The 26,278-nt window shown below is 41.6% G+C and carries 23 protein-coding genes; 2 read left to right on the top strand and 21 right to left on the bottom strand.

Translation table 11 applies throughout. The features are described from left to right. Positions 1–99: 99 nt before the first annotated feature. A complete protein-coding gene (gene htpG / locus NQ565_RS11305) occupies positions 100–2,148 on the bottom strand; it encodes a molecular chaperone HtpG (protein ID WP_005654238.1) in 2,049 nt (682 codons plus the stop codon). Between the two features lie 110 nt (positions 2,149–2,258). After that, on the bottom strand, positions 2,259–4,787 hold the full coding sequence (locus NQ565_RS11300; protein ID WP_005654239.1) for an ATP-dependent Clp protease ATP-binding subunit: 2,529 nt from the start codon (positions 4,785–4,787) through the stop codon (positions 2,259–2,261). Between the two features lie 460 nt (positions 4,788–5,247). Between NQ565_RS11300 and gyrA the strand changes: the two genes are divergently transcribed. Beyond that, positions 5,248–7,779, top strand: coding sequence for a DNA gyrase subunit A (gene gyrA, locus NQ565_RS11295; RefSeq protein ID WP_005654243.1), 2,532 nt, complete (start codon positions 5,248–5,250; stop codon positions 7,777–7,779). 31 nt (positions 7,780–7,810) lie between these two features. Then, the gene (locus NQ565_RS11290; RefSeq protein WP_022104294.1) at positions 7,811–9,025 is read left to right on the top strand and encodes a tetratricopeptide repeat protein; all 1,215 of its coding nucleotides are present in this window, start codon (positions 7,811–7,813) and stop codon (positions 9,023–9,025) included. Between the two features lie 265 nt (positions 9,026–9,290). Here the strand turns inward: NQ565_RS11290 and NQ565_RS11285 are convergent, their stop codons facing one another. The 19 genes from NQ565_RS11285 to tsaD all read right to left on the bottom strand — a co-directional run bounded on the left by NQ565_RS11285 (position 9,291) and on the right by tsaD (position 26,114). Further along, positions 9,291–10,421 (bottom strand): universal stress protein, encoded by a 1,131-nt coding sequence (locus tag NQ565_RS11285; protein ID WP_005654246.1) that lies wholly within the window; start codon positions 10,419–10,421, stop codon positions 9,291–9,293. Between the two features lie 85 nt (positions 10,422–10,506). Next, positions 10,507–10,788 (bottom strand): hypothetical protein, encoded by a 282-nt coding sequence (locus tag NQ565_RS11280; RefSeq protein ID WP_005654248.1) that lies wholly within the window; start codon positions 10,786–10,788, stop codon positions 10,507–10,509. Positions 10,789–10,985: 197 nt separating this feature from the next. Then, entirely contained in the window at positions 10,986–11,822 is an 837-nt protein-coding gene (locus NQ565_RS11275; RefSeq protein ID WP_005654250.1) for a tetratricopeptide repeat protein, read from the bottom strand. Positions 11,823–11,838: 16 nt separating this feature from the next. Continuing rightward, the gene (locus NQ565_RS11270; RefSeq protein ID WP_005654253.1) at positions 11,839–13,680 is read right to left on the bottom strand and encodes a BatD family protein; all 1,842 of its coding nucleotides are present in this window, start codon (positions 13,678–13,680) and stop codon (positions 11,839–11,841) included. 22 nt (positions 13,681–13,702) lie between these two features. Continuing rightward, a complete protein-coding gene (locus tag NQ565_RS11265; RefSeq protein ID WP_005654256.1) occupies positions 13,703–14,407 on the bottom strand; it encodes a tetratricopeptide repeat protein in 705 nt (234 codons plus the stop codon). Then, positions 14,404–15,432 (bottom strand): VWA domain-containing protein, encoded by a 1,029-nt coding sequence (locus NQ565_RS11260; protein WP_005654259.1) that lies wholly within the window; start codon positions 15,430–15,432, stop codon positions 14,404–14,406. The genes NQ565_RS11265 and NQ565_RS11260 overlap by 4 nt, the downstream gene beginning before the upstream one ends. Before the next feature lie 80 nt (positions 15,433–15,512). Further along, a complete protein-coding gene (locus NQ565_RS11255; RefSeq protein WP_005654262.1) occupies positions 15,513–16,496 on the bottom strand; it encodes a vWA domain-containing protein in 984 nt (327 codons plus the stop codon). A gap of 60 nt (positions 16,497–16,556) precedes the next feature. Next, positions 16,557–17,630 (bottom strand): BatD family protein, encoded by a 1,074-nt coding sequence (locus tag NQ565_RS11250; RefSeq protein WP_005654264.1) that lies wholly within the window; start codon positions 17,628–17,630, stop codon positions 16,557–16,559. A gap of 7 nt (positions 17,631–17,637) precedes the next feature. Continuing rightward, entirely contained in the window at positions 17,638–18,507 is an 870-nt protein-coding gene (locus NQ565_RS11245; RefSeq protein ID WP_005654266.1) for a DUF58 domain-containing protein, read from the bottom strand. A gap of 35 nt (positions 18,508–18,542) precedes the next feature. Continuing rightward, positions 18,543–19,538, bottom strand: coding sequence for an AAA family ATPase (locus tag NQ565_RS11240; RefSeq protein ID WP_005654267.1), 996 nt, complete (start codon positions 19,536–19,538; stop codon positions 18,543–18,545). 366 nt (positions 19,539–19,904) lie between these two features. Next, positions 19,905–21,035: an HU family DNA-binding protein gene (locus NQ565_RS11235; RefSeq protein WP_005654269.1), complete on the bottom strand. Its 1,131-nt coding sequence runs from the start codon at positions 21,033–21,035 to the stop codon at positions 19,905–19,907. Between the two features lie 25 nt (positions 21,036–21,060). Next, a complete protein-coding gene (locus NQ565_RS11230) occupies positions 21,061–21,333 on the bottom strand; it encodes an HU family DNA-binding protein (RefSeq protein WP_016662867.1) in 273 nt (90 codons plus the stop codon). Between the two features lie 81 nt (positions 21,334–21,414). After that, positions 21,415–22,713, bottom strand: coding sequence for a 30S ribosomal protein S12 methylthiotransferase RimO (gene rimO, locus NQ565_RS11225; RefSeq protein WP_005654272.1), 1,299 nt, complete (start codon positions 22,711–22,713; stop codon positions 21,415–21,417). Continuing rightward, positions 22,710–23,669 (bottom strand): signal recognition particle-docking protein FtsY, encoded by a 960-nt coding sequence (gene ftsY, locus NQ565_RS11220; protein WP_005654274.1) that lies wholly within the window; start codon positions 23,667–23,669, stop codon positions 22,710–22,712. The genes rimO and ftsY overlap by 4 nt, the downstream gene beginning before the upstream one ends. 159 nt (positions 23,670–23,828) lie before the next feature. Next, positions 23,829–23,987 carry a DUF4295 domain-containing protein gene (locus NQ565_RS11215; RefSeq protein ID WP_005654275.1) on the bottom strand — a complete coding sequence of 53 codons (159 nt, stop codon included), beginning with the start codon at positions 23,985–23,987 and terminating at the stop codon, positions 23,829–23,831. A 14-nt stretch (positions 23,988–24,001) separates the two neighbouring features. Beyond that, positions 24,002–24,190: a 50S ribosomal protein L33 gene (rpmG, locus tag NQ565_RS11210; RefSeq protein ID WP_002560155.1), complete on the bottom strand. Its 189-nt coding sequence runs from the start codon at positions 24,188–24,190 to the stop codon at positions 24,002–24,004. 22 nt (positions 24,191–24,212) lie between these two features. Continuing rightward, entirely contained in the window at positions 24,213–24,473 is a 261-nt protein-coding gene (gene rpmB, locus NQ565_RS11205) for a 50S ribosomal protein L28 (protein WP_004291052.1), read from the bottom strand. 121 nt (positions 24,474–24,594) lie between these two features. After that, entirely contained in the window at positions 24,595–25,062 is a 468-nt protein-coding gene (locus tag NQ565_RS11200; RefSeq protein ID WP_005654332.1) for a CinA family protein, read from the bottom strand. Between the two features lie 32 nt (positions 25,063–25,094). Further along, a complete protein-coding gene (gene tsaD, locus NQ565_RS11195) occupies positions 25,095–26,114 on the bottom strand; it encodes a tRNA (adenosine(37)-N6)-threonylcarbamoyltransferase complex transferase subunit TsaD (protein ID WP_005654333.1) in 1,020 nt (339 codons plus the stop codon). Positions 26,115–26,278: the final 164 nt, after the last annotated feature.

Genomic DNA, 26,278 nt, shown 5'->3' with positions numbered 1-26,278 from the left:
ACGAAAAAAAACAGACCTATTACGAAAAAACAGACAAAAAAAGGGCATTACAACTCATATTAGCTGCAATGCCCTGTTATAATAGAAATCTAAAGGGGCTTATTTAATCAAATCGATGCTTCTCTTTACAAAATTATTCAAAGCTTCACCTTTCAACATGCCATTTTGAAGCAATGCCAAATCAATAAGTTGACGGACAACCTTATTCTGAGCGGCATAGTCGGCAAACAATCCATTTTTCCGGTTTTTCAAATCTTCCCACTTCTTATCCAAATCATTTACCTCATCCTTTTCGGCTGTAGGAATGTCCTCGTCTTTCTTGCCCTCCTGCTTCTTTTTCAATTCATTACGACGAGTATTTACATCGTCCATTTCTTTTTGAATCGGAGCAACGGCAGCCGCACATTCCTTGTCTTCATCAGCCAGAATCTCCTTTACCAGTTTATGGTCGGCATTCAATACCAGGTTGAACATGTCCGGCATTTCGCCATAGAAACTCATTCCTGCCTGGATATTAGCCATTTCTTTCATACGACGCATGTACTCGCTTTGAGTAATCATGACCGGTGAAGCATTTTCACCCAAGGCTTGAGCCATTACATTGAACTCTGTTTTTTCTATCTGCGGCAACTGGCTCTTGAAGATAACAGAGAGAACCTCCTGTTTATCGGCTTCCAAGGCATCTTTCGCCTTGTCTTCCTTCACTATCAGATTGTCAACGACATCACTGTCTACACGGGTGAAACGCACTTTCTCAAACTTTTGCTCCAGCATGCTTACCATGGCAACATCAAGCTGGCCGCCCATCAACAGCACATTATATCCCTTATTCTTGGCAGCCTCGATATAGCTGTATTGCTCGTCTTTGTTGTTGGCATACAGATAAATCAGATTACCATCCTTATCCGTCTGGCTATCCTTTATCAAGGTCTTATACTCTTCGAAGGTATAATACTTGTCATCCGTATCGGAGAGAAAGGCGAAATCCTTTGCCCTATCATAGAAATCCTCTTGTGTGAGCATTCCGTAGTTGATGAAGATTTTCAAATCGTTCCACTTCTCTTCAAATTGCTTACGGTCGTTCTTGAATATGGATTGCAAGCGGTCGGATACTTTCTTCGTAATATATGTAGAGATTTTCTTCACATTGGAGTCACTTTGCAAATAGGAACGGGATACGTTCAGCGGAATATCCGGCGAATCGAGTACACCGTGCAGCAATGTCAGAAAGTCTGGAACAATACCCTCTACAGAGTCCGTTACATAGACCTGATTGCAATAAAGCTGGATTTTGTTCTTGTTCAACTCTATATTGCTCTTTACCTTCGGGAAGTACAGAATACCAGTAAGATGGAACGGATAATCCACGTTCAGATGTATCCAGAACAAGGGTTCATCGGACATCGGATAGAGGTCGCGATAGAACTTCTTGTAATCCTCGTCTTTTAATTCGCTGGGCTTCAGCGTCCACAATGGATTAGCGTTGTTGATGATGTTATCTTCGGATGTTTCAACCTGCTTGCCGTCTTTCCATTCTTTTTTCTTGCCGAATGCAACGGGAACAGGAAGGAAGCTGCAATACTTCTTCAAAAGAGAAGAGATGCGCGCTTCTTCAAGGAATTCCTTGCAATCGTCGTCTATATAAAGAACGATATCCGTTCCGCGTTCTGCCTTGTCCGTATCTTCGATGGTAAACTCCGGACTACCGTCGCAAGTCCATTTCACGGCTTTAGCACCATCCTGATAGGATTTGGTGATGATTTCGACCTTCTTGGCAACCATAAAAGCCGAGTAAAAGCCAAGTCCGAAATGACCGATAATGGCATTGGCATCATTCTTATATTTCTCCAGGAAGTCGTTGGCTCCCGAGAATGCAATCTGATTGATGTATTTATCTATTTCTTCTGCCGTCAGGCCGATACCACGATCGGATACGGTAATCGTATCCTTGCCTAAGGACACATGCACGGTCAAATCACCGAGTTCACCCTTAAACTCACCGATAGAAGCCAGTGTTTTAAGTTTCTGGGTAGCATCGACGGCATTAGAGACTAACTCACGAAGGAAGATTTCATGGTCACTGTACAAAAACTTTTTGATAACGGGGAAGATATTCTCTGTAGTTACCCCAATATTTCCTTTTTGCATACTAAGTTTATATTTTTAGATTTGTATTTTTATTGTTTTGGCAAACTGAACACAAAAAAAATGCCAGTCCCGGAGAACTGACATTTTGACTGTTTTATTATAAAGGCTTGTTAGGCTTTGGTTATACTCAACTCATCTTTTTCCTTATCGACAGAAACATTAACCGTATCACCGGGCTGTAATCCGGCAGACACAATCAGCTCCGAAAGTCCGTCTTCCAGATAATTCTGAATGGCACGCTTCAACGGACGGGCGCCAAACTGCACATCGTAGCCTTTGGCAGCAAGGAATCTCTTGGCTTCATCATCTACAACCATCTTATAGCCAATGGCTTCAATCCGTTCATACAAACCTTTCAGCTCTATGTCCACAATCTTCGTAATGGCATCCAGCGAAAGCTGGTCAAACGTTATGATTTCATCCAGACGGTTCAGGAACTCAGGAGCAAAGGTCTTGTTCAATGCTTTCTGAATCACACTGCGCGAGTACTCGTTATCATCCGTACGTGCCTGTGCCGCAAAACCTACGCCACGACCGAACTCTTTCAACTGGCGGGTACCGATATTGGAGGTCATGATGATGACTGTATTCTTAAAGTCAATCGTTCTGCCATAATTGTCAGTAAGACGTCCCTCATCCAACACCTGCAACAAGATATTGAACACATCCGGGTGAGCTTTTTCAATTTCGTCCAACAGCACTATGGAATAAGGTTTCCGGCGTACCTTCTCAGTCAACTGTCCGCCTTCCTCATAACCGACATACCCCGGGGCCGCTCCAATCATACGGGACACCGTATATTTCTCCATATATTCGCTCATATCAATGCGTATCAGCGCATCGCTGGAACCAAACATATATTTAGCCAACTGCTTGGCCAAATGCGTTTTACCCACGCCGGTAGGACCGAGAAACATAAACGTTCCGATAGGGCGGTTAGGGTCTTTCAAGCCTACACGGCTGCGCAGGATGGCTTTGGTAAGTTTTTCTATCGCAGCATCCTGAGCCACAACTTTTGCCTGCAAATCTTCTTTCATACCTGCAAGCTTAAGGCTTTCCGCCTGAGCCATACGTTGCACCGGAATACCGGACATCATCGATATGACATTGGCTATTTCTTCCTCTCCAACGAGCTGACGGTCGTCTTTGAGACGTACTTCCCATTCCTCTTTCATTTCATCCAGGCGAGCGGAAAGTTCTTTCTCTCTATCCCGATAACTGGCGGCCAGTTCAAAGTTCTGCGACTTTACGGCTTCAGCCTTCAAAACACGTGCGTCTTCTATCAGCTTTTCTTGCTCTTCAATCTCTTTGGGAACATTAATGTTCGTCAGATGCACACGCGAACCGGCTTCGTCCAAAGCATCAATGGCTTTATCCGGGAAGTTACGGTCGGTTATATAACGCTCTGCCAACTTGACACATGCCTCTAACGCTTCGTCCGTATAGCTCACATTATGATGGTCTTCGTACTTCTCTTTTATGTTTCTCAGTATCTGGAGCGTTTCTTCCGGAGTAGTGGGTTCTACTATAACTTTCTGAAAACGACGCTCCAAAGCACCGTCTTTCTCGATATTCTTTCTGTATTCGTCAAGCGTGGTAGCACCGATACATTGTATTTCGCCGCGAGCCAAAGCCGGCTTCAACATATTGGCTGCATCCATAGAACCGGCAGCTGCACCGGCGCCTACAATAGTATGAATCTCGTCTATGAACAAGATTACGTTCGGATTCTTCTGCAACTCATTGATAATGGAGCGAATGCGCTCTTCAAACTGTCCGCGGTATTTGGTTCCGGCTACAACAGAGGCCATATCGAGCATTATCACCCGCTTGTCAAACAAGATACGGGATACTTTCTTTTGAACGATACGCAGTGCCAACCCCTCTACAATAGCCGACTTGCCGACACCCGGCTCACCAATCAGCACCGGATTGTTTTTCTTACGACGACTCAATATCTGCGCCAAGCGTTCTATCTCACGCTCACGCCCTACAACCGGATCGAGCTTGCCTTCTTCTGCCGCACGGGTCATGTCCGTACCGAAGTTATCCAGGACCGGAGTATCATTGGAAGACTTCTTCGAGGCAGTCTGTGCAGAAGAAGCCGCTCCTTGTCCTGCATTGCGAGAAGAGTGGGACATGTTCATGTCTTCATCCTCTTCTTCCTCTTCTTCCGGAAATCCCATACCAGCATTCGGGTTGGTGGATTGCATTGTAAGCTGTTCAAATACAGCTTGATAATTCACCTGGTTCTCTTCCAGGACGGTGGCAGCCAGGTTGTCGCCATCCTTCAGTATAGCCAACAGCACATGTTCGGCATCGGCTGTTGAACTCTTTAAAATGCGCGCTTCCAGAATGCACATCTTCAATATCTTAGCGGCCATTGGCGACAATGGCACATCCGCATCGGGTAATAGGGTGTCGTCTTCGGCATCTCTCAAGAAGCTTTCAATGCGCTTTTTTACTTGCTTCAAGTCTATATCGAGTTTCATCAATATCTCGATAGCTTTTCCTCCACCGTCACGTAGCATGCCGAGCAGAAGATGCTCCGGGCCAATATATCTATTTCTCAGTCGATTGGCTTCTTCCTTGCTATAAGTTATAATATCAGAAACTCTTTGTGAAAATTGATTGTTCATATAATTTTTATCTCCTTAATTAAAGGTTTTGACTGACAAAGATACGCATTTCTTTATATTGCATACCATAAACTGGATTAATAATATACAAATCCCGTGCCATAAATCACATCTTTCCGGTTCGCCCTACACATTATATTATAATACGTGGGAATTTCATCCGTACCAACGGTTGGTATTCGATGTACCAACCTAAGAAACTTCATATACCTAAGCTTGGTACGGCTCGTACCTTAGTAAGGTACACCGAGTACCAAAGGGAGGTATCTTTCTGGTACTTGTATCTGTCTTATTTTTAACCGATTATACATCAAACGAAAAACCATACATCCAAACGGGGTTTCAAGCATGGAAATCTGCAACAAAGTTTATGAGGGAAAACTTTTGTATATCGTAAAAAAGCAGTACTTTAGCGTGGTTTTTCACAAACCCGCAAATGTATAATTAATAATCTTTTTAAATGCTTGAACAAGACAGAATTATAAAGATTAACATCGAGGAGGAAATGAAGTCTTCGTACATTGACTACTCCATGTCGGTCATTGTTTCACGTGCCCTTCCGGATGTTAGAGATGGTTTTAAACCTGTTCACCGAAGAATTCTTTTCGGTATGATGGGACTGGGAAATACGTCGGATAAACCCTATAAGAAATCTGCGAGAGTTGTCGGTGAGGTATTAGGTAAATATCACCCGCACGGTGACTCATCCGTATATGGCGCTCTCGTCCGTATGGCACAGCCGTGGGCTATGCGCTACATGCTTGTAGACGGACAAGGCAACTACGGTTCTGTGGACGGTGACAGCGCAGCCGCCATGCGTTACACGGAATGCCGCTTGCAAAAGATTGGAGAAGAAATGATGCAGGATCTTGATAAAGAGACTGTAGACATGCAAACCAACTTCGATGACTCGTTGCTGGAACCTACCGTAATGCCGACCCGCATTCCGAACCTTCTTGTTAACGGTGCTTCCGGTATCGCCGTAGGTATGGCCACGAATATGCCGACCCATAATCTGTCCGAAGTGATAGATGCCTGCGTCGCATATATCGACAATAATGATATCGACATCGAAGATTTGATGACTTACGTCAAAGCTCCCGACTTCCCGACAGGCGGTTATATATATGGTATGAGCGGTGTGCGCGAAGCCTACATGACTGGTCGCGGACGTGTCGTAATGCGCGCCAAGGCTGAGATTGAAACATCTTCCACGCATGACAAAATCGTCGTAACCGAAATTCCTTACGGAGTAAATAAGGCCGAATTAATCAAATCCATCGCCGATTTAGCCAACGAAAAAAAGATAGAGGGCATTTCCAATGCCAACGACGAGTCTGACCGCGAAGGTATGCGCATCGTCATCGACGTAAAACGCGATGCCAACGCCAGTGTAGTGCTGAACAAGCTCTACAAGATGACATTGTTGCAGACTTCTTTCGGCGTAAACAACGTGGCATTGGTACACGGGCGTCCTCGATTGCTGAACCTGAAAGACCTCATCAAGTATTTCGTAGAGCATCGTCACGACGTAGTTATCCGCCGTACACAATATGATTTGCGTAAAGCTAAAGAACGTGCCCATATCTTAGAAGGTTTGATTATCGCATCGGACAATATTGACGAGGTAATCAAAATCATCCGTGCCGCCAAAACTCCGAATGACGCAATCAGCGGTTTGATGGAGCGTTTTGAATTAACTGAAATCCAATCGCGCGCCATCGTAGAGATGCGTCTGCGCCAGTTAACCGGACTCATGCAGGACCAACTCCATGCCGAGTATGAGGAAATCCAAAAGCAGATTGCTTATCTGGAAGAAATCCTTGTTAACGACGAACTCTGCCGCAAGGTTATCAAAGATGAATTAATCGAGATTAAAACTAAATACGGTGATGAACGCCGCTCTGAAATAGTTTATTCGTCGGAAGAATTCAACCCGGAAGATTTCTATGCAGACGATGAAATGATTATTACCATTTCTCATATGGGATATATCAAGCGTACGCCGTTAAGCGAATTCCGTGCCCAAAACCGCGGTGGGGTAGGTTCTAAGGGAACAGAGACACGCGATGAGGACTTTGTAGAACATATATATCCTGCAACAATGCACAATACCATGATGTTCTTCACTCAAAAAGGTAAGTGCTATTGGCTGAAAGTATATGAGATACCCGAAGGAACCAAAAATTCTAAGGGACGCGCCATTCAGAACCTATTGAATATAGACTCTGATGACGCCGTAAATGCATACCTGCGCGTGAAGAACCTGAACGACCAGGATTTCATTAACAGTCATTATGTACTGTTCTGCACAAAGAATGGCGTCATTAAGAAAACATTGCTCGAACAATATTCCCGTCCTCGCCAAAATGGTGTCAATGCCATTACAATCCGCGAAGATGACCGCGTAATCGAGGTGCGCATGACTAACGGTGACAATGAGATTATCATTGCCAATCGCAACGGACGTGCTATCCGTTTCCACGAAAGTGCCGTACGCGTAATGGGACGTACAGCTACCGGTGTACGCGGCATGACGCTCGATGAAGACGGGCAAGACGAAGTTGTCGGAATGATTTGCATCAAAGACCCTGAAACTGAGACAATCATGGTTGTGTCAGAACAAGGATACGGTAAACGTTCTGATATTGAGGATTATCGTAAGACAAACCGTGGCGGTAAAGGTGTAAAAACTATGAATATCACCGATAAAACCGGCAAACTGGTAACAATCAAGTCTGTAACAGACGAGAATGATTTAATGATTATCAATAAATCGGGTATCACCATCCGTCTGAAAGTAGCAGATGTTCGTATAATGGGACGTGCTACGCAGGGAGTACGACTGATTAATCTTGAAAAACGTAATGATGAAATTGGATCCGTATGTAAAGTTACCTCGGAAACCGAAGAGGATATCATTGCAGAAGAGGATAGCGATGCATCAGAAAAAACTCAGAACGATATAGTAAACAATGAAAATGAAGAATAGACACAATATTAATTTAAAATTTTCTACAATCATGAAAAGAGTATTATTTTCAATGGTTTTACTACTTGCGGCAGGCTTTACCTTCGCTCAGGAAAAGAGCGTGAAAGAGGCAAAAAGCATCGCTAACGACGTAAAACCGGATTTTGCACAAGCAGAGAAGCTCATCAATGAAGCTCTGAACAATGCTGAAACCAAAGACAACGCCGAAACATGGGATGTAGCCGGCTTTATTCAAAAGAGAATCAATGAAAAGGAAATGGAGAATGCTTATTTAAGAAAGCCTTATGATACTCTTAAAGTGTATAACAGCGCACTGAATATGTGCAAATACTACTTTAAATGCGATGAACTTGCACAGATTCCTAACGAAAAAGGTAAAATCAAAAATAAGTTCAGAAGATCGAACAGTGCTGCTATATTAGCTGCGCGTCCCAACCTGATTAACGGTGGTATCCAGTTCTTTAATTTAGATAAGAATAAAGAGGCTTTGGATTTCTTCGCAACTTATGTAGACATTGCCATCAATCCTATGTTTGAAAAGGAGAATCTGCTTCAAACAGATACTGTATTGCCCCAAATTGCTTATTATGCAAGCTTAGCTGCAGCCAAAATGGAAGATTATCCAAGCGTGTTGAAATATGCACCTTATGCAAAGGAGGACAAAGAAGTGGGTAAATATGCCATGGAATTTATTTCTACAGCATTGAAAGCTCAAGGTGATACTGTCAAGTGGATCGCTTCCTTAAAAGATGGTATCCAAAAGTATCCTGAACATTCATTCTTCTTTGGACATCTGATTGATTATTATAGCAATAATAATAAGTTTGACGAAGCAATGCAGTTTGCAGATGATATGTTGGCTAAAGATCCTAATAACACATTCTATTTGTACGTAAAAGGATACCTTTATCATAACATGAAAGATTATGAAAAAGCCATTGAATTCTACAACAAAACCATTGAAGTAGATCCTAACTATGCAGAAGCATATTCCAACTTGGGCTTAATCTATTGCCTGCAAGCTCAGGATTTCTCTGAAAAAGCTACTACTGATGTCAATAATCCAAAATACAAAGAAGACCAAGCTACACTGAAAGTTTTCTATGAAAAGGCAAGACCTAATTATGAAAAAGCAAGAGAACTGAAACCTGAACAGAAAGATTTGTGGCTAAATGGATTATACAGAGTTTATTATAACTTACAAATGGGTCCTGAATTTGATGAAATAGAAAAATTGATGCAATAATTGAATTGCTACTATTACCAAAGATAGCTTGAATATGTAAGCTATCTTTGGTATAATTTTCTTCCAAATTAGAGAAGAATAAAGGTTTATTTTAGTTTATGGTGTTATATATTAAACATAATATTGATATTACATCACAAACATAGGAAATGGGACATGTAATAGTATAACCATGAAAAGATAAAAAATAAGTGGACTCCACTAAAACTAATTCAGCATTTAGCGGTAGCCCACGTCCTTACCTAGACAGATTAAAATTATCATTTCAATTAGGCCGCCCATAGATAACCAGCAATGGTGTATCAGAATGGAAAATCATTTTTCTGGCAATTCCTGGATTAAACAAACGAGAAAATATATTTCGCTTATATGATGTCAATGTAATAATATCTATGTGATTAGTTTTAATATATTCATCCAAGCTATTAAGGAAATCATCATTCTTCACTACATCATAATGAATTTCCAATTGCGGATACTGTTTTTGGAAATACTCTTTAATGCCACCCAACTTTATCTCATTCCAAGTGTCTTTTACATCAGCTAAGTGTATTAAAGAAACAGAGAAGCAAAATGGCTTTAAACTATTAATTAATGAATCAAAAGCTATCAAATCGCGCTGGTCAAAATTCGTAATAAATGCAATACGTTTTACAGCGTTAAATTCTTTGAACGGTGTATTCTCCGGAATGGCTAAAACCGGTACGCGACTACGCTCGATAACTTCAGCGGTTACACTACCAATCAAATCAATATCTTTCTGATTCTTACCACGCGTTCCCATGATGATAATTCTCGGACGATTTTCTTTAGAATAGCGTAATATCTCTTCTTCTGGAATGCCTTCTCTCAATACGCAAGTGTATTTTATATCAGGAAACTCTCCGGATGTAACTTTAGCTTTTACTTTATCGGACAAAGCATTCAAATCCGAATGTACTTTCTGCAATATATTCCGGACATTCTCTTCATCACTCAACTGATAGTTAAAAACATCACCGTATGGCAATGAAGTCGCATAGATAGGTGTAAAATATACATGAAGCAAAACTACTTCAGCATCTATGTTTTTTGCAAAATTAAAACCGAACTCACATGCTTTCAATGAATAACTTGAAAAATCGACAGGAATCAAGACCTTATTACTGCCTTTCTCTATTTGGGGCATCTTCTCTCCCACTACTTCTTCGGACAACCATGCCGAGCTTTCCGTAATTTTCAAAGCATGCGGTAAGTCGCTTTCTTTTATACGAACACGCACACCGGAAGATACAACCGGCTGTATTTGATTTACATTATGAATGTAAGTCTCAATACCTTCATTTTCGAGAACATTCTTTAGTATTTGTGCCTTAGCATACGTAAGAATCGCTAATGTTACTAATTTATCTTCCATAAGTCGTCTATTATATTTATTTACAAAACAAACAAGAAATCCCAATTGCTGAGAAACAATTGGGATCCTTCTTTACTTTCTTTTCTTAAGCCTGAACAGGTTCAGCAGTTTCACCTGCCATTTCATCTAAAATTTTTAAAGCCCGATCAAGAACGGTAGTATCATCAATCATTACTAAACCGCCATCCGGACCGGGTTCTAAGTGAATTCCAACACTTTTACCCTCCTTAAAGTTATGACCGCCAAAGAAATTTCTTACAGTGTCAACATTAAGTCCAAGTTCATCGGCTATTCTATGCATACTACCACTAGGTAATGAGTCTTTAATCTTACGGAGTTCATTAAATGTTATCGTTCTCATATTCATAAATTTAATGGTTAATACTTTGTTATTTCTTTATCACGCTATAAACTTAAGGAAAAAAAAAGATAAAACAAACTATTTATCTGTATTTTTCCATTATATGTTTAACATTCCCATAAATACAAAAAGAACCCGTATGAAGTAAAAGGAAATAGTTTCCTTTATTTCATACGGGCTTCTATATTCAGCAATGAATACTCTTAAATCACTTCTATTGCAGAAGCAGGAATCCACCCTACCTTACCATCTTCCAAGCGAATCTCTTTCCATTCGCGCATGGAATTATCTTTAATTTCAATTTTATGCCCTTCATGCAGAACGAATAAACCAGTACCACTTTCACTGGGAGTACTCCGTACTGTAACACTGGGAGACAAGACTATTGCATCATTCCTATCCAGTAATTCACTTTTCTGCTCCGAAGCAAAAATATTACTTAATACAGTAAATACCAAAAATAGAATTCCTGCTATAAACCCACTTTTTTTCCAGATAATCTGTTTGGAAAAAAAGAATAGGGAAAACGAGATAAGCAAAAGAATAAAAAACACAATACCTAATTTAGCCCAAGCATCTACACTTAAACAATTTGTCAACGACTTAATCCAAGCTACAAAAAATATATCAGGTACAGAAACTACCTTATCTATCGTCTTGGAACGTGCTATTTCCAAATTAGCGCGAATATCTGCATTACCCGGTTGCAATAACAAAGCGCGTTCATAATTTAAAATTGCCTTTGCTATATCGTCTGCTTTATAATAGCTATTACCCAAATTATAATAAACTTCAGCAGCTTCACCTTTTTTCAATAAGCTCTCATATATTTGAATGGCAGAAGCATAATCATTACGCATATATGCACTGTCACCTTGTGCTTTCGTAACATTGTCAGCTGATTTAGTTGCAGAAAATTCCGTATGCGAACCTATAGACACAGAATCTTTGGCAGAAGCCGAAGTATCTGCCGTTTCTTGCGCCCAAACAGCTAATCCTATCAGTAGACCAAATACTAAGGATATTACTTTCTTCATCATTATACATCCTCCCAATTTAATGTTTTATAGAGTTTTCCATTTTACTGATAACTTCCAAAGAATCTGAATAAACTTTATCCATAGCCTGATTATCATCTCCGGGAGCAAAACGGGCAAACTCACAATTGTTCAATGCATCAAGGAAATCTTTTATCAGTGCATCATCAACACCGTAATTGAGAAGCTCTCCCTCGACATTATCTTTAGATAAACGTGAAACCGGAATACTCAATTTATCGCTAATATATCCCCACAATGCTTTCAATACTTCATCATAAAATGCATCTTTCTTGTTATCTGCCAACAATTTCCCCGCTAACTTCATACGTTTCACAGCAACCTTATTTGCTTTCTTCGTACGCATTTTAGCAACATTGGCATTGGCTGCAATCTGTTTACGATAAACAATGAAGAACAGGACAAATGCAATGCCGGGCACTATGTAAAACAGCCAATAAGCCAAAGAACCGAAGAAGAAATCTCCTTTTTGGGAAAGAGTTACGTTATTCTGCTTGATATAACGTATGTCCTCATTCAAAACTTTCAAATCTTCTTTATTAGTAAAATTGGCAATAGTCTGAGCTGCATTACCACTTCCCTTTTCTACATGGAGTTCGTATTCCTCGGTCGTTAAAGTCTTGTATGTACGAGATTTAATATCGAAATAGCTGAACTTTACAGCAGGAATCTTATATGTTCCCGCATTACGAGGAATGGCAAGATACTCAATCACCTGACTGCCGGAGAGTCCGGAATTTGTCAAACGGAACTTATTATCAACCTTCGGGTCATAGACTTCAAAGTCTTCTGGGAATTTAACTTCCGGAGTAGAGATTAATTTCAGATTACCCGTACCCGAAATAACAAGCCTCACAGTAACAGCATCGTTTGTCTTAACATTCGTACTATTTATAGAAGAAGAAATACTGAATTCTCCCACTCCTCCGGAAAATCCCGAAGGCTTACCATCCGGTAAAGCTTTTACATCAACAACCAATTTAGGGGTCATTAATGTCTTCTTCACTTCTACGTAATTAGAACCTCCATTGAAGAAAGCTTCGAAAGGATCGTCCACATGAGTAACCTTGGCTATAGATGCATCAAAACGTGCCGCATCAATCGTTATTTTTCCCGGTTGTTGCGGAAATAATACAAATTGGCGGTATACGGTCGTCTGATAGTTTCTTCCTTTATAGTGTTCAAGACTCCATTTACGGTCATTAGGCAATTCGACTTCCTGAGAATGAAACCCTTTAAAATCAGGAAGTTTCACGTTGTCAAAACCTCTCAAGTCTACTAAAGTATATATCTTATATGTTAACAAGAGAGCCTCTTGCTCATACAGGTTCGTCTTATTGGCAGTAGCTGTAATAAACAAATCGTTATTCGATACTGACGTTCCTGATGAAGCACGACTTGCAGAGCCACTTTGTCTTCCACTATTTCCGGAAGCCCCTCCATTTGTTCTATCAGCAGGAAGTACTTTTACGTGCACAGAATTGGAAACCATCTGATTGCCCTCTGCCATTATAGTAGCCCCGGGTATAGTAAAACTACCTTCAGCCGTAGCCATCAATATATAAGTAAATGTTATGCTACTTGTAGAGGTTGTCTGCCCATTGATAACTTGCACATTCTTTTGTTGTGAACGACTGGGACCCATCAGTACATCAAAACCTTTTATAGAAGGAGCCCGGAAATCTCTCACTTTCTGTGTGGTCACTGTATATGACAGCCTGAATTGATCACCTACTGCCACAACATCAGGTGCAGATGCAGTAAACGAAACCTTGCTATCTGCAAAAGCACGCAAACTGACTATCATCAGCACCATCCATAAGACAATTATTTTTCTCATATATTATTTCCTGTTATATTTATTACCAATCTTTTTCCAAACGACCACCTTGAATAACCTGCTGTTTCTTTACTTTATCCTGCACATCTTTTTCATCTTGCATCACAGAATTTAAAAGCTGCTCAGCATTCTCTTTAGACATCTCACTGTCCTTTTTCTGTGGTTGCGGCGGTTGTTGTTGGTCTTTATTCTGCTGTTGATCTTTATTTTGGTCCTTTTTATCCTCCTGCTGGTCCTGTTGCTGCTGTTTATTCTGGTCCTGGTTTTGCTGATTCTGCTGCTGGTCTTTCAGCATCTTTTGTGCCAAAGCCAAATTATAACGTGTTTCATCATCTTTCGGGTTATTACGTAATGACTGCTTATATGCTTCTACCGCTTTGCCATAATCTTTCTGTGATTGAAAAATCACCCCCATATTATGATAGATTTGCGCTAAATCATTCTTGTCCTTTTCTATTTTTGTAGCGGCAACATATTGTTCCATAGCCTCTTGCAGTTTATTCTGCTGAGCCAATGTATTCCCCAAATTAAACATTGAGACTGTAGACTGAGGATTCGTCTCCAAAGCTTTACGATAATTTACCTCCGCATCCACATACACGCTATCTTTAAAAAAACGGTTCCCTTTACGGATAAAATCACGTTCGGCTTTCTGAGCCGAAGCTGTAGCTGCCATTAGCAGCAATAAAAAAAAGCTTATATATTTTTTCTGTAACATACGCATCATTTCTTATTGGAAAACAAATGAATATTACGGAACAGAGGATTCTTGCGTTCCAATACCAGCATTTCTGCCAATAAAAGCAACAGAATAATCCATGCCACAGCCTGGAACTGCTCATTAAACTCTGTGTATACCTGTGTTTCCACATCAGCTTTCGCCATTTTATTAATTTCCCGGCTAATCGCCTTTTGAGCACCATTTGTATTATCTACACGCACATAGATACCATTGCCCGCCTTAGCTATCTCCTGACACATCTGTTCGTTCAAACGGGTTACAATCACGTTCCCGTCACGGTCGCGACGATAATCATTTGTCCCTTCTGCCGGGATGGGAGCTCCCTCAGGCATACCTACACCAAGAACATTCACTTGAATACCTTTTTCTGCGGCATCTTTAGCAGCTTCCACTGCATCACCTTCATGATTTTCACCATCGGTAATGACAATCACTGCACGCCCTACCCCCTCTTGCGGAGTAAAACTACGGGAGGCCAAATTAATGGCTGCCCCAATTGCTGTACCTTGTTTGGAAATCAATGAAGGATCTATAGACTCCAAAAACATCTTGGCTGATATATAATCGCTTGTAATAGGAAGCTGTGTAAATGCATCACCCGCAAAAACAATCATACCTACTTTATCATTCTCCATTTTATCCACCAACTGCGCAACAAGTCTCTTTGCCTTCTGCAAACGACTGGGCTGTACGTCTTGTGCCAGCATCGAATTGGAAATATCCAATGCAATCATCACTTCAACTCCCTGACGCTTCACTGTTTCCAGTTTAGAACCAAACTGCGGACGCGCCAACAATACAGAAAACAGACCGATAGCAACAAATACCATCCAAAACTTCACATCCGGACGATACTTGGATACGTCCGGCATCAATTGTGCCATCAGTTCCGGATCACCGAATTTGCGGATATTCTTCCGTCGCCGATAATTGGAATACAAGTAGAAGGCTGCTAACAAGGGCAACAACAGCAACAAGTACAAATATGCAGGTTCTTCAAATCGAAACATTTCTTTATTTATTATTTTTACGATTTACTATTTACTAAACTTGTACAAGATACAATATCCTGAGAAAAAGGATGCGTATACTACGGTATCTTCTTCAATATTGAATTACGTAACAGAACTTCCAACAGCACACATAAGAAAGCTGCCAGAGCAAACCAGCGATACTCTTCCTGGCGCTTGCTGTATTCTTTTACGTTCAGTTTCGTTTTCTCCAGCTTATCTATTTCCTCGTATACCTCTTTCAACTTCGAATTGCTCGTAGCGCGAAAATAATTACCATCCGTTGTTCCGGCAATTTGTGTCAGGGTCTTTTCGTCAATCTCAACCGGCATATTGACATACTGCACAGTTCCACCTACCGGATAAGGATATGGAGCCATACCGTTAGTACCTACACCGATAGTATAAACACGGATACCGAAACTTTTAGCTATCTCGGCAGCCGTCAACGGAGAAATATCTCCTCTATTATTCGTGCCGTCTGTTAAAAGAATAATCACTTTCGATTTGGCTTTGCTGTCTTTCAGCCGGGTAACCGCATTGGCAATACCCATACCCACTGCCGTGCCATCCTCAATAAGACCACATTTTACGTCCTTTATCAAATTCAAAAGCACGGCGTGATCTACCGTCAACGGACATTGCGTAAAACTTTCTCCGGCGAATAGCGTGATGCCGACATTGTCATTCGGACGACCATTGATAAACTCTGCCGCCACATCCTTGGCCGCTTCCAGGCGATTCGGCTTCAAATCTTCAGCCAACATACTGGTGGAAACGTCTATGGCAAGCATTATATCAATACCCTCTATTTCACTATTCTGCCAGCTATCAGTAGTTTGCGGCCTGGCTAAAACGATAATAATCAAAGCTAAAGCTATTATCCTCAATGCAAATGGTGCATGCAGCAAGTAATTCTTATAGCTCTTAGGAGCATGCGCATATACACGAGCGTCTGAAATTTGAAGCGTGGCTTCACTATTCTTCCGCCTCATGATATACCATACTATATAAGGTATAAGCAACAGCAGCAAAAATAAATATTCAATATTGGCAAAAACCATGATATTTACAATTTTACAAATTATGATTTATGATTGAAGCGTATCTCCCTGCTTTTACTTTCAGGCAAAATAGTTATACAGCTCCAAACCTATATATATCAGTGAACCGGCAAGTGCTGCCGTTAAAGCAACGATACCTGCACCAAGCAGTATCTTGGTACGCAAGGAACGTTTTTCAATGATAGTAATTTCAGTAGGCTGCGGCTTGGCATTTTCATCTTCTTTTTCCTTTGTTTCATTGATAAAGTCAATCGCATTAATCAAATTTGCATCATTCTCATTCATCAGTGGATTATGTTTGGCAAACTTCACTAAATCCGCGGTTTGGAACAGGATACGCAAATCCGATATTGCATTTTTATCATTCATTTCCAATAGTTTATCAATGATTTCAGAGGAAGTCATTTCCAATGCATTGAAACCGAAACGGTCTTTTATATAAGTACGAATAGCATCTGTTAATTCTGTATAATACTCCTTCGATTGTCCTTTCTGCCATACTTTCTCACCTTTGATGCGTTCTATTTCCTGCATAGCCAACTGATGCGGCGGCAGTTTCGGTTCTACCTTCACCTTACGAATTATCGGTTTGTTATCGCGAATACGTTTCACAAGATAGATAAACAGCAACAGGAACGGCACAAACAATACAGCACAAGCGATAGACGTATACCAGTCTTCCCATGCAAAAGGTGCTTTCATTACGGGTTTAGGACCAAAAAACTGATCGGGATGCAACGTATCTACCGGCATGGAATACACTTTCAATGCCAAAGCTTTGGAGCGATATGCCTTATTATCAACAAGCACCTCCATCGGGGGCAAATAATATAATGCCGAGTCAAAGGAAGTTACGGTGTACTCCTGAGTTATCAACGAGCGCCTGCCGTCATTCAGCATCTGTGTATCGGGCTTGGCTATATCAACAATTTCCACTCCACGCACCAAAGTATCAGTATAGGCAGGAAGAATAGCGCGCTTATCAGTGTCCAATGAAACCTGAAGCTTAATCTTGGCCTGCTCCCCGATAAGGATTTGCAAGGAATCAATTGTAGCATCCACTGTCACCGACTGGGCTATTATCCTACCCGTCAATGCTGTCAACAGCGTTATCAGAAATAAATATCTTTTCATTCTCCGATTAGTTTCTTTTCGCAAATAAATTCATCAATGCTTTCACATAATCCTGGTCCGTACGTACTGACACATTATCTACATTGCTCTTAGTAAATGTATCATTCAGTTCCGTCTGCTTATTCACCCACCAATCACGATGAGCACGCCGTACGGCACGCGAAGAAGTATCAATCCATTGTTCGTGACCCGTTTCCGCATCTTTTATTTTCATCAGCCCCACAGCAGGTAACTCCTCTACACGGCGGTCGTATACCTGAATAGCCACAACATCATGCTTCCGATTGGCAATAGTCATGGCATTTTTAAAACTCTCCTGGTCGATGAAGTCCGATAAGACAAAAGCCGTACAACGACGCTTCATAACATTCGTAAGATACTCCAAGCCGAGACGGATATTGGTCCGGCGACTTTCCGGACGGAAATCAAGCAATTCGCGAATGATATATAGTATATGTTTACGTCCCTTCTTGGGTGGAATAAACTTTTCTATCCGGTCTGAAAAGAAGATGACACCGATTTTATCATTATTTTGAATGGCGGAAAAAGCCAATGTAGCAGCTATTTCCGTCACCATATCTTTCTTCATCTGCTTCACAGTACCGAACTCCAGACTACCGGAAACATCTACCAGCAACATTACAGTCAGTTCACGTTCTTCTTCAAACACCTTCACAAAGGGTTTATGAAAACGAGCCGTTACATTCCAGTCTATGTCGCGTATATCGTCACCAAACTGATATTCACGCACTTCGGAAAAAGCCATACCTCTACCTTTGAAAGCCGAATGATACTGGCCTGCAAAAATATTATTGGACAATCCGCGCGTCTTTATCTCAATCTGACGGACTTTTTTTAATAAATCAGTTGTTTCCATTCAGTAATACATAAATAGTAAACAAATTGTTTACATTAGGGCACTTCAACCTTATTCAATATTTTGCTGACGATTTCATCCGAAGTCATATTGCTTGCTTCAGCTTCATAAGTCAGACCGATGCGGTGGCGCAATACATCATGTGCCACTGCGCGCACATCTTCCGGGATAACATAGCCACGGCGTTTAATGAAAGCATAACTGCGTGCCGCCAATGCCAGATTGATAGATGCACGAGGCGAACCGCCGAATCCGATCATATCTTTCAGTTCTTTCAAATCATACTTCTCCGGATAACGGGTTGCAAATACAATATCGACAATATATTTTTCAATCTTTTCATCCAGATATACCTGACGTACGACCTTACGCGCTTCGATAATCTCATCTGCTTTCAGAATAGGCTTTACATTCAGTCTTTCTCCGTTTATATTCTGGCGTATAATTAATTTTTCTTCTTCCAGTTTAGGATAGTCGATAACTACCTTCAGCATGAAACGGTCTACCTGCGCTTCAGGCAACGGATACGTACCCTCTTGTTCGATAGGATTCTGAGTTGCAAGCACCAAAAAAGGTTCAGGCAGTCTGAATGTTTCCTTACCTATGGTAACCTGACGTTCCTGCATAGCTTCCAATAAAGCACTTTGCACCTTGGCCGGAGCACGGTTAATTTCATCGGCCAATACAAAATTGGCAAATACAGGTCCTTTCTTTACCTGAAAAGTTTCATCTTTCTGGCTGTAAACCATCGTACCGATAACGTCCGCCGGCAACAAGTCAGGTGTAAACTGGATACGGCTATATTGTGCATCAATCAATGAAGCCAGTGTTTTGATAGCCAATGTTTTTGCCAAACCGGGCACACCTTCCAACAACACATGTCCGTCAGACAACAAACCGATTAACAACGACTCTACCAGGTGCTTTTGTCCTACAATAACCTGGTCCATGCCCGTAGTAAGATTGGTAACGAAAGCACTTTGTCTTTCAATCCGCTCGTTCAATTCGCGGATATCAATTGTTTCAGCCATAAATCAATGTATTTTAATGTTTAATTTTTCGTTTTCGTCCGGCCATACACCGGTAATTATAATTCGCTTCCAAAAGTACGGGAATAAATTAACCATAGCAACTAATTTTTATTAAAAAACAATGTGAAACCTTTAGATTAAACTACTTTCATAGAGTTTAGAGCCTGTTTAATTTTGTTCAGCATTCTTTTCAAGAGTTCTTCTTTGAAAATATTTTTCTGTTTTTACTAAAAGCATAGCAGGCTATGTAACGGATAAAAAGAGGAATACAGACCGGGAAGAAACTCAAAAGGAGTTGAAGAAAATACTTCTTCAAGAATATTTAAACAAGCTCTGAGTATTTAACAAAAAAGAAGCAGTATCTTTTTACTGCTTCTTCACTAATTTAGGTATCTTTATTGTTGTGCCCGCAGGTACATTATCCGGTTTTTTGATAACGTCCGGATTATGCTTTACTATATATGGATATAACGCTTTAGTTCCATAAAAACGAAGAGCCACTCTGGTCAATGTCTCACCCGGCTTTATCGTGTATGTCGCCTGCGTTCCTGCAATGGTATAATTGGTAGAATCGGGTACATACTCAACTTTCTTCTGCTTTTTCGGCTGGGAGGCAGATGTAGCGGCTACTACAGTCTGTTTGACGACAACTGGTGCTTCCTGCTGTTTTATTACAGGTTCAGCAATCAGCTTCTTCGACACAGTATCTTTTACGGCAATCGCCACACTATCCTTAACACCGATACTATCCATTAAAACCGTATTACCTGCCGCATTACCAGCTTCATTGCCAGCGGTTTCCTCCACAGGCGGTTCAGTCGATAATCCGTCAAACCAATCAGGATAATACAAATAAGCGACGGTTCCTGCACATAGCAATACCACAAGAGCCACGATGGCAATGAAGTATTTCATTGCGGAAGATTCAGCCGGACCGGCAGTTTTGATAACCTCCACCCTCTCTTCATTAACTTCCTCCGAAGCCACAGTCTCCACAGGAACAACGGCTTCTTCTACAGGTTCCGGTTCGACAGGACTATCGATTTTCTCCGCAATCTCCGGTGTCTCAACCGCACTACCGGCAACCACTTCCGGCACAGCATCTTCCACTTTCTGCTCCGTATCTTCATCCTCCTCACTGTCACTATCTACCGGGGTATCTTCTAAAACAGTACCTTCATTGAGCACTACTGTTTCAAAATGCGCAAACGGCTTATTGATAATATCTTTCAAAGCAGGCTCCGGAGTAAATGAAACTTTGGTATGGCCTTGTATCTCAAAGCGTTCCCCAGTATTGACATTTACACTCTCCCGGCTTTCCACATCAATCAGTTTAAAAGCGCCCAGACCTTTAATCTTCACATACTTGTCTTTTTCCAACGCTTCTTCAATCAGTTGGAAAAACTCTTTCACAAAACTATCGGCATTCTTCTTGCTCATGCCATGCTTTTCAGCCAGCAAATCAATCAGATCCTGTATGTTTAGTTTTTCATTCATAATATGGAAGATTTAAAAAGAAAGATTACTTAAACTTATCCTTTAGCAAGGTACTGGGTTTATATGTCAGCACCAGTTTAGGCGGAACCAGCATACGCTGTTTGGTTGTTGGATTTACGGATATACGTTCCGCTTTCTTTTTCACTTCGAATGTTCCAAAACCTTGTATGGAAATCATATTCCCTTCTTCCAGTTGCCGCGTCATATCCGACAGTAAAGAAGTAACCAACTCCGAAGTATCCTTCAAAGTATACCCTAACCTGCGTGACAATTCCGAAGTAAATTCTTTGTTATTCAAAATCCAAGCTTTAAAATTGTGAACTACTGTGCTATATTAGCAAATCTTCCCCACATACACAAGAAGTACGAAAGGAAATATTTAAATAATCCGTCCAAAAAGGTCGAAATCATCGGAATTTATTATCTCTACCTGATAAAAGCCGCCAATCTCCAACGGTTCATCACCACATTCAATCAGCACTTCCGGGTCTACTTCGGGAGAATCGAACTCCGTACGTCCGATATAGTAATCACCTTCCAGACGGTCGATTATTACTCTCATCTGCCTGCCTACCTTTGCTGCGCTCAGTTCGGCAGAAATACCTTGCTGGATGGACATCAATTCATCCAACCGGGCTTGCTTTACTTCTTGAGGAATGCTGTCTTCGTAATGGGCAGCGGCATACGTACCTTCCTCCTCGGAATACGCAAATGCCCCCATTCTGTCGAAGCGCACCTTACGGACAAACTCCTTCAGCTCTTCAAAGTCAGCTTCCGTTTCTCCAGGATGCCCCACCATAAGCGTAGTGCGCAAGTGAATTCCCGGAACTTCTTCCCGAAACTTTTCTATCAGCCGATAAGTATCCTCTTTAGTAACATGACGGCGCATTTTCTCCAACATATTATCACTGATATGCTGCAAGGCAATATCCATATATTTACATACATTGGGACGCTCGCGCATCACGCGGAATAAATCCATCGGGAAATGAGCCGGATAAGCATAATGCAAACGTATCCATTCCACACCTGGAATTTCTGAGATTTTTTCAATTAATTGGGGCAACATCTGCCTCTTATATAAATCTACGCCATAATAGGTCAATTCCTGCGCAATAACCTGAAACTCTTTCACTCCGCGGGCCACAAGATACTTCACCTCGTCCAGGATTTCTTCCATAGGACGCGACACATGTCGGCCCGTAATAATAGGGATGGCACAATAAGAACATTTGCGGTCGCATCCTTCCGATATTTTCAGATAGGCATAATGCTGAGGAGTGGTCAGTGTACGCTCTATGTGCAGTTCATCATGGTATGCCTTACCCAAGTCCTGCAGCAACTCTTTCCAATTGAACTTACCATAAAATTTATCCACCTGAGGAATTTCAATTGCCAGTTCCTTCAGATAACGTTCCGAAAGGCAACCCATGACATAGAGTTTCTCCAGTTCGCCTTCTTCCTTGGCCTGCGCAAATTCAAGAATCATATTAATGGACTCCTCTTTTGCATCGCCGATGAAGCCACAGGTATTAATTACGGCAATCTCTCCTTTCGGACGCTCGGCATCATGCGTCACATGAAAACCCGCTTCCTCCAACTGGCGCATCAAATGCTCCGAGTCCACTAAATTTTTAGAGCAGCCTAATGTTATGATATCAATGGTTTTCCGTTTCATGCATTCCCTCCGAACAACGAATCGACAAACTCTTTTTTACGGAACACCTGCAAGTCCTCTATACCTTCTCCCAGACCGATGTACTTTACCGGAATCTTAAACTGGTCGGAAATTCCGATTACAACGCCGCCTTTAGCCGTTCCGTCCAGCTTGGTTACAGCCATTGCCGTAACCTCCGTTGCCAAAGTAAACTGTTTGGCCTGCTCAAATGCATTCTGTCCGGTGGAACCGTCCAAAACAAGCAGTACCTCATTCGGAGCATCCGGCACAACTTTCTTCATTACATTCTTAATTTTGGTCAGCTCGTTCATCAGACCCACTTTATTATGCAGACGTCCGGCGGTATCTATAATCACCACATCAGCATTATTGGCTACTGCTGAACTCAAAGTATCAAATGCCACAGAAGCAGGGTCAGCACCCATTTTCTGCTTGATAACGGGAACTCCCACACGTTCGCCCCAGATAACCAGCTGCTCCACCGCCGCCGCACGGAAAGTATCGGCAGCACCCAGATAAACGGATTTGCCGGCTTTCTTAAACTGATAAGCCAGTTTGCCTATAGTCGTGGTTTTTCCTACACCATTCACTCCCACTACCATAATCACGTATGGCTTCTTCGTAACAGGAGTTTCAAAGTCGTCCACATCATCCGAGTTGTTCTCTGTGAGCAAAGCAGCGATTTCATCGCGCAGAATCACATTCAGCTCCTTCGCATTCATATATTTCTCGTCTGCAGCACGCTTCTCGATACGTTCTATAATCTTCAACGTAGTTTCTACGCCCACATCCGAAGTAATCAACACCTCTTCCAGATTATCCAGCACCTCATCATCCACTTTCGATTTACCGGCTATAGCACGGGCAATCTTCCCAAACACACTCTCTTTTGTTTTAGATAATCCTTTATCTAATGTTTCCTTCTTTTCTTTTGAGAAAAAACTAAAAAATCCCATAGTCTACTTTTTTGTACAATACATTATGCCACAAAGATATAACAAAATTAACAAATAATAAAAGCCGAAACGATTTAATAGCAAAAAAAATCCCCCCGCCGATATATCGGCGAGAGGAGCTTTATAAGTAATCAGCGCCTTACAGCAACTGCATTTATCTTATTTCTTGAAAAAGTCCTGTACTTTTTCGTTAGGAACCATTTGCTCATCGAAGATGTAAGCACCGGTCTTCGGAGACTTAACCATCTTGATAACCTTCGTATAAGCACGACCTTCCTTAGAACCATCGTGCAAACTTGCTACTGTTTTCTTTGCCATGGGTTATACTATTATTATTTAATTTCCTTGTGTACTGTTACTCTCTTCAGAATCGGGTTGTATTTCTTCAACTCCAATCTCTCGGTAGTGTTCTTTCTGTTCTTCGTTGTAATATAACGAGAAGTTCCCGGCATACCGCTATCCTTGTGTTCTGTGCATTCCAGAATCACCTGTACTCTGTTACCTTTTGCTTTCTTTGCCATAATCAGTTATTCTCCTCTACTTTTAGCCAATTACTTTAATGCTTTTCCAATCACAATAACCCTTAGCTACTGCATCCTTCAAAGCAGCATCCAAACCTTTTTTGTTAATAATGCGCAGACCGTTGGCGCAAATGCTCAGACTGATCCAGCAGTCCTGTTCTACATAATAGAATTTCTTGTTAAACAAGTTCAAATCAAAGGTTCTTTTTGTTCTTCTCTTTGAGTGTGAAACATTGTTGCCAATCATGGCTTTCTTTCCGGTAATTTGACAAATCTTCGACATTTCTATCTTTATTTTATAGTTTTTATCTATACTTATTTCAAACAGAGCGCAAAGTAAGCACTTTTATCGTTACGAAACAAGTTTTTCCTAAAATAATTCGTTGTACGAAAACATTTTTTCCTCATTTCAGCATACTACAGAGCATAAACAGCGCATTTTGAATAGCCGACTGTACATTTTCCACCCTTCCGCGATCACCTTCCTGCTTCATGGTTACAATTTCGTTTTTGCAGGCAGCCGCTATCCACACAGTACCTACCGGTTTCTCCGGTGTACCGCCACCGGGACCGGCAATTCCCGAAGTGGCAACCGCGCAATCCGTTTTCAACGTTTTCATCGCACCTTTCACCATTTCAACAACCGTCTCCCTGCTCACTGCACCGTACTGCGCCAGCGTCTCGACAGAAACATGGAGCAAATCCGCCTTTACTTCGTTGGAATACGCCACAATTCCGCCTTTAAAATACTCCGAGCTCCCCGGAACCGAAGTTATCAAGGCAGCTATTCCACCACCGGTACAACTTTCAGCGGTGGAAAGGGAGAAATTCTTTGCTTTCAGCAGTTCCCCTACCTTCTCTTCCGTCTTCATACCTTATTATATATATGCAATATACTTTTTCCTTATAAAGTGACACGTGAATAAGCCGGCGCTTCCATCGGACAGAAATCCTTATCCAAATACTTGAAGTATCCGGTTATGGCAATCATCGCAGCATTATCCGTTGTATAGCTGAACTTGGGAATGAAAATATTCCATCCATACTTCTCAGCATGTTCGCGGAATGAGTTACGCAGACCATTGTTTGCCGATACACCACCTGCAACGGCCACATCCTTTATCTTGTACTGTTTTGCCGCTTTACGCAACTTATCCATCAGAATATCGACAACAGTAGCTTCCAGCGATGCCGCCAGGTCTGTCTTGTGATGTTCGATGAAATCGGGGTCATCCTTTATCCAATCGCGCAAGGAATACAGAAACGAAGTCTTCAAGCCGCTGAAGCTGTAATCCAGTCCGGGAATATGCGGTTTGCTGAAAGTAAAGGCTTTAGGATTTCCCTGGCGGGCAAGCCGGTCGATAATCGGTCCGCCGGGATAACCCAGTCCCATTACCTTGGAGCATTTGTCGATGGCTTCACCTGCAGCATCATCAATTGTCTGCCCCAGGATTTCCATGTCGTTGTAGGCCTTTACTAAAATAATCTGAGAGTTGCCACCGGAAACCAGCAGGCAAAGGAAAGGAAATTCCGGCTGCACATTCTCTTCACCTTCCGCTTTAATAAAATGAGCTAATACATGTCCGGTCAAGTGATTGACATCTATCATAGGTATCCCCAACGCACGGGCGAACCCTTTGGCAAAGGACACACCCACCAGCAAAGACCCCATCAGTCCCGGACCGCGCGTAAACGCCACGGCACTTAATTCTTCCTTGGTAACTCCGGCACGTTTCAAAGCCTCGTGCACCACCGGCACTATATTCTGTTGATGCGCACGCGAAGCCAGTTCGGGCACTACCCCACCATAAGCTTCGTGAACAGCCTGACTGGCAACGACATTCGACAGCAGGTAGCCATCCTTGATGACCGCTGCGGAAGTGTCATCACATGAAGATTCAATTCCTAAGATTATTGTACTCATAGTGTTTATTTACGTTTAAACGCTGCAAAAGTAGTGATAAAAGTAGTATCCATAACGTATTATTTCATATTTTTGTTGGCTGAATTAAAAAAATAACCGCCTATCAGAACGCTGAAAACGACAGTACGCTGGATAATCGGTATAGTGTTAGGACTCTATATCGG

Origin of the sequence: Bacteroides stercoris ATCC 43183 (assembly GCF_025147325.1) — a bacterium.
GTDB classification, from domain to species: domain Bacteria; phylum Bacteroidota; class Bacteroidia; order Bacteroidales; family Bacteroidaceae; genus Bacteroides; species Bacteroides stercoris.
Note: the sequence above shows the minus strand (reverse complement) of the source record. Positions and strands in the feature narration are given on the sequence as shown.

Bases quoted from the DNA above. Each gene is read 5' to 3' on its own strand.
- htpG (WP_005654238.1), bottom strand. From the start codon at position 2,148: ATGCAAAAAGGAAATATTGGGGTAACTACAGAGAATATCTTCCCCGTT.
- NQ565_RS11300 (WP_005654239.1), bottom strand. From the start codon at position 4,787: ATGAACAATCAATTTTCACAAAGAGTTTCTGATATTATAACTTATAGC.
- gyrA (WP_005654243.1), top strand. From the start codon at position 5,248: ATGCTTGAACAAGACAGAATTATAAAGATTAACATCGAGGAGGAAATG.
- NQ565_RS11290 (WP_022104294.1), top strand. From the start codon at position 7,811: ATGAAAAGAGTATTATTTTCAATGGTTTTACTACTTGCGGCAGGCTTT.
- NQ565_RS11285 (WP_005654246.1), bottom strand. From the start codon at position 10,421: ATGGAAGATAAATTAGTAACATTAGCGATTCTTACGTATGCTAAGGCA.
- NQ565_RS11280 (WP_005654248.1), bottom strand. From the start codon at position 10,788: ATGAATATGAGAACGATAACATTTAATGAACTCCGTAAGATTAAAGAC.
- NQ565_RS11275 (WP_005654250.1), bottom strand. From the start codon at position 11,822: ATGATGAAGAAAGTAATATCCTTAGTATTTGGTCTACTGATAGGATTA.
- NQ565_RS11270 (WP_005654253.1), bottom strand. From the start codon at position 13,680: ATGAGAAAAATAATTGTCTTATGGATGGTGCTGATGATAGTCAGTTTG.
- NQ565_RS11265 (WP_005654256.1), bottom strand. From the start codon at position 14,407: ATGATGCGTATGTTACAGAAAAAATATATAAGCTTTTTTTTATTGCTG.
- NQ565_RS11260 (WP_005654259.1), bottom strand. From the start codon at position 15,432: ATGTTTCGATTTGAAGAACCTGCATATTTGTACTTGTTGCTGTTGTTG.
- NQ565_RS11255 (WP_005654262.1), bottom strand. From the start codon at position 16,496: ATGGTTTTTGCCAATATTGAATATTTATTTTTGCTGCTGTTGCTTATA.
- NQ565_RS11250 (WP_005654264.1), bottom strand. From the start codon at position 17,630: ATGAAAAGATATTTATTTCTGATAACGCTGTTGACAGCATTGACGGGT.
- NQ565_RS11245 (WP_005654266.1), bottom strand. From the start codon at position 18,507: ATGGAAACAACTGATTTATTAAAAAAAGTCCGTCAGATTGAGATAAAG.
- NQ565_RS11240 (WP_005654267.1), bottom strand. From the start codon at position 19,538: ATGGCTGAAACAATTGATATCCGCGAATTGAACGAGCGGATTGAAAGA.
- NQ565_RS11235 (WP_005654269.1), bottom strand. From the start codon at position 21,035: ATGAATGAAAAACTAAACATACAGGATCTGATTGATTTGCTGGCTGAA.
- rimO (WP_005654272.1), bottom strand. From the start codon at position 22,713: ATGAAACGGAAAACCATTGATATCATAACATTAGGCTGCTCTAAAAAT.
- ftsY (WP_005654274.1), bottom strand. From the start codon at position 23,669: ATGGGATTTTTTAGTTTTTTCTCAAAAGAAAAGAAGGAAACATTAGAT.
- NQ565_RS11215 (WP_005654275.1), bottom strand. From the start codon at position 23,987: ATGGCAAAGAAAACAGTAGCAAGTTTGCACGATGGTTCTAAGGAAGGT.
- rpmG (WP_002560155.1), bottom strand. From the start codon at position 24,190: ATGGCAAAGAAAGCAAAAGGTAACAGAGTACAGGTGATTCTGGAATGC.
- rpmB (WP_004291052.1), bottom strand. From the start codon at position 24,473: ATGTCGAAGATTTGTCAAATTACCGGAAAGAAAGCCATGATTGGCAAC.
- NQ565_RS11200 (WP_005654332.1), bottom strand. From the start codon at position 25,062: ATGAAGACGGAAGAGAAGGTAGGGGAACTGCTGAAAGCAAAGAATTTC.
- tsaD (WP_005654333.1), bottom strand. From the start codon at position 26,114: ATGAGTACAATAATCTTAGGAATTGAATCTTCATGTGATGACACTTCC.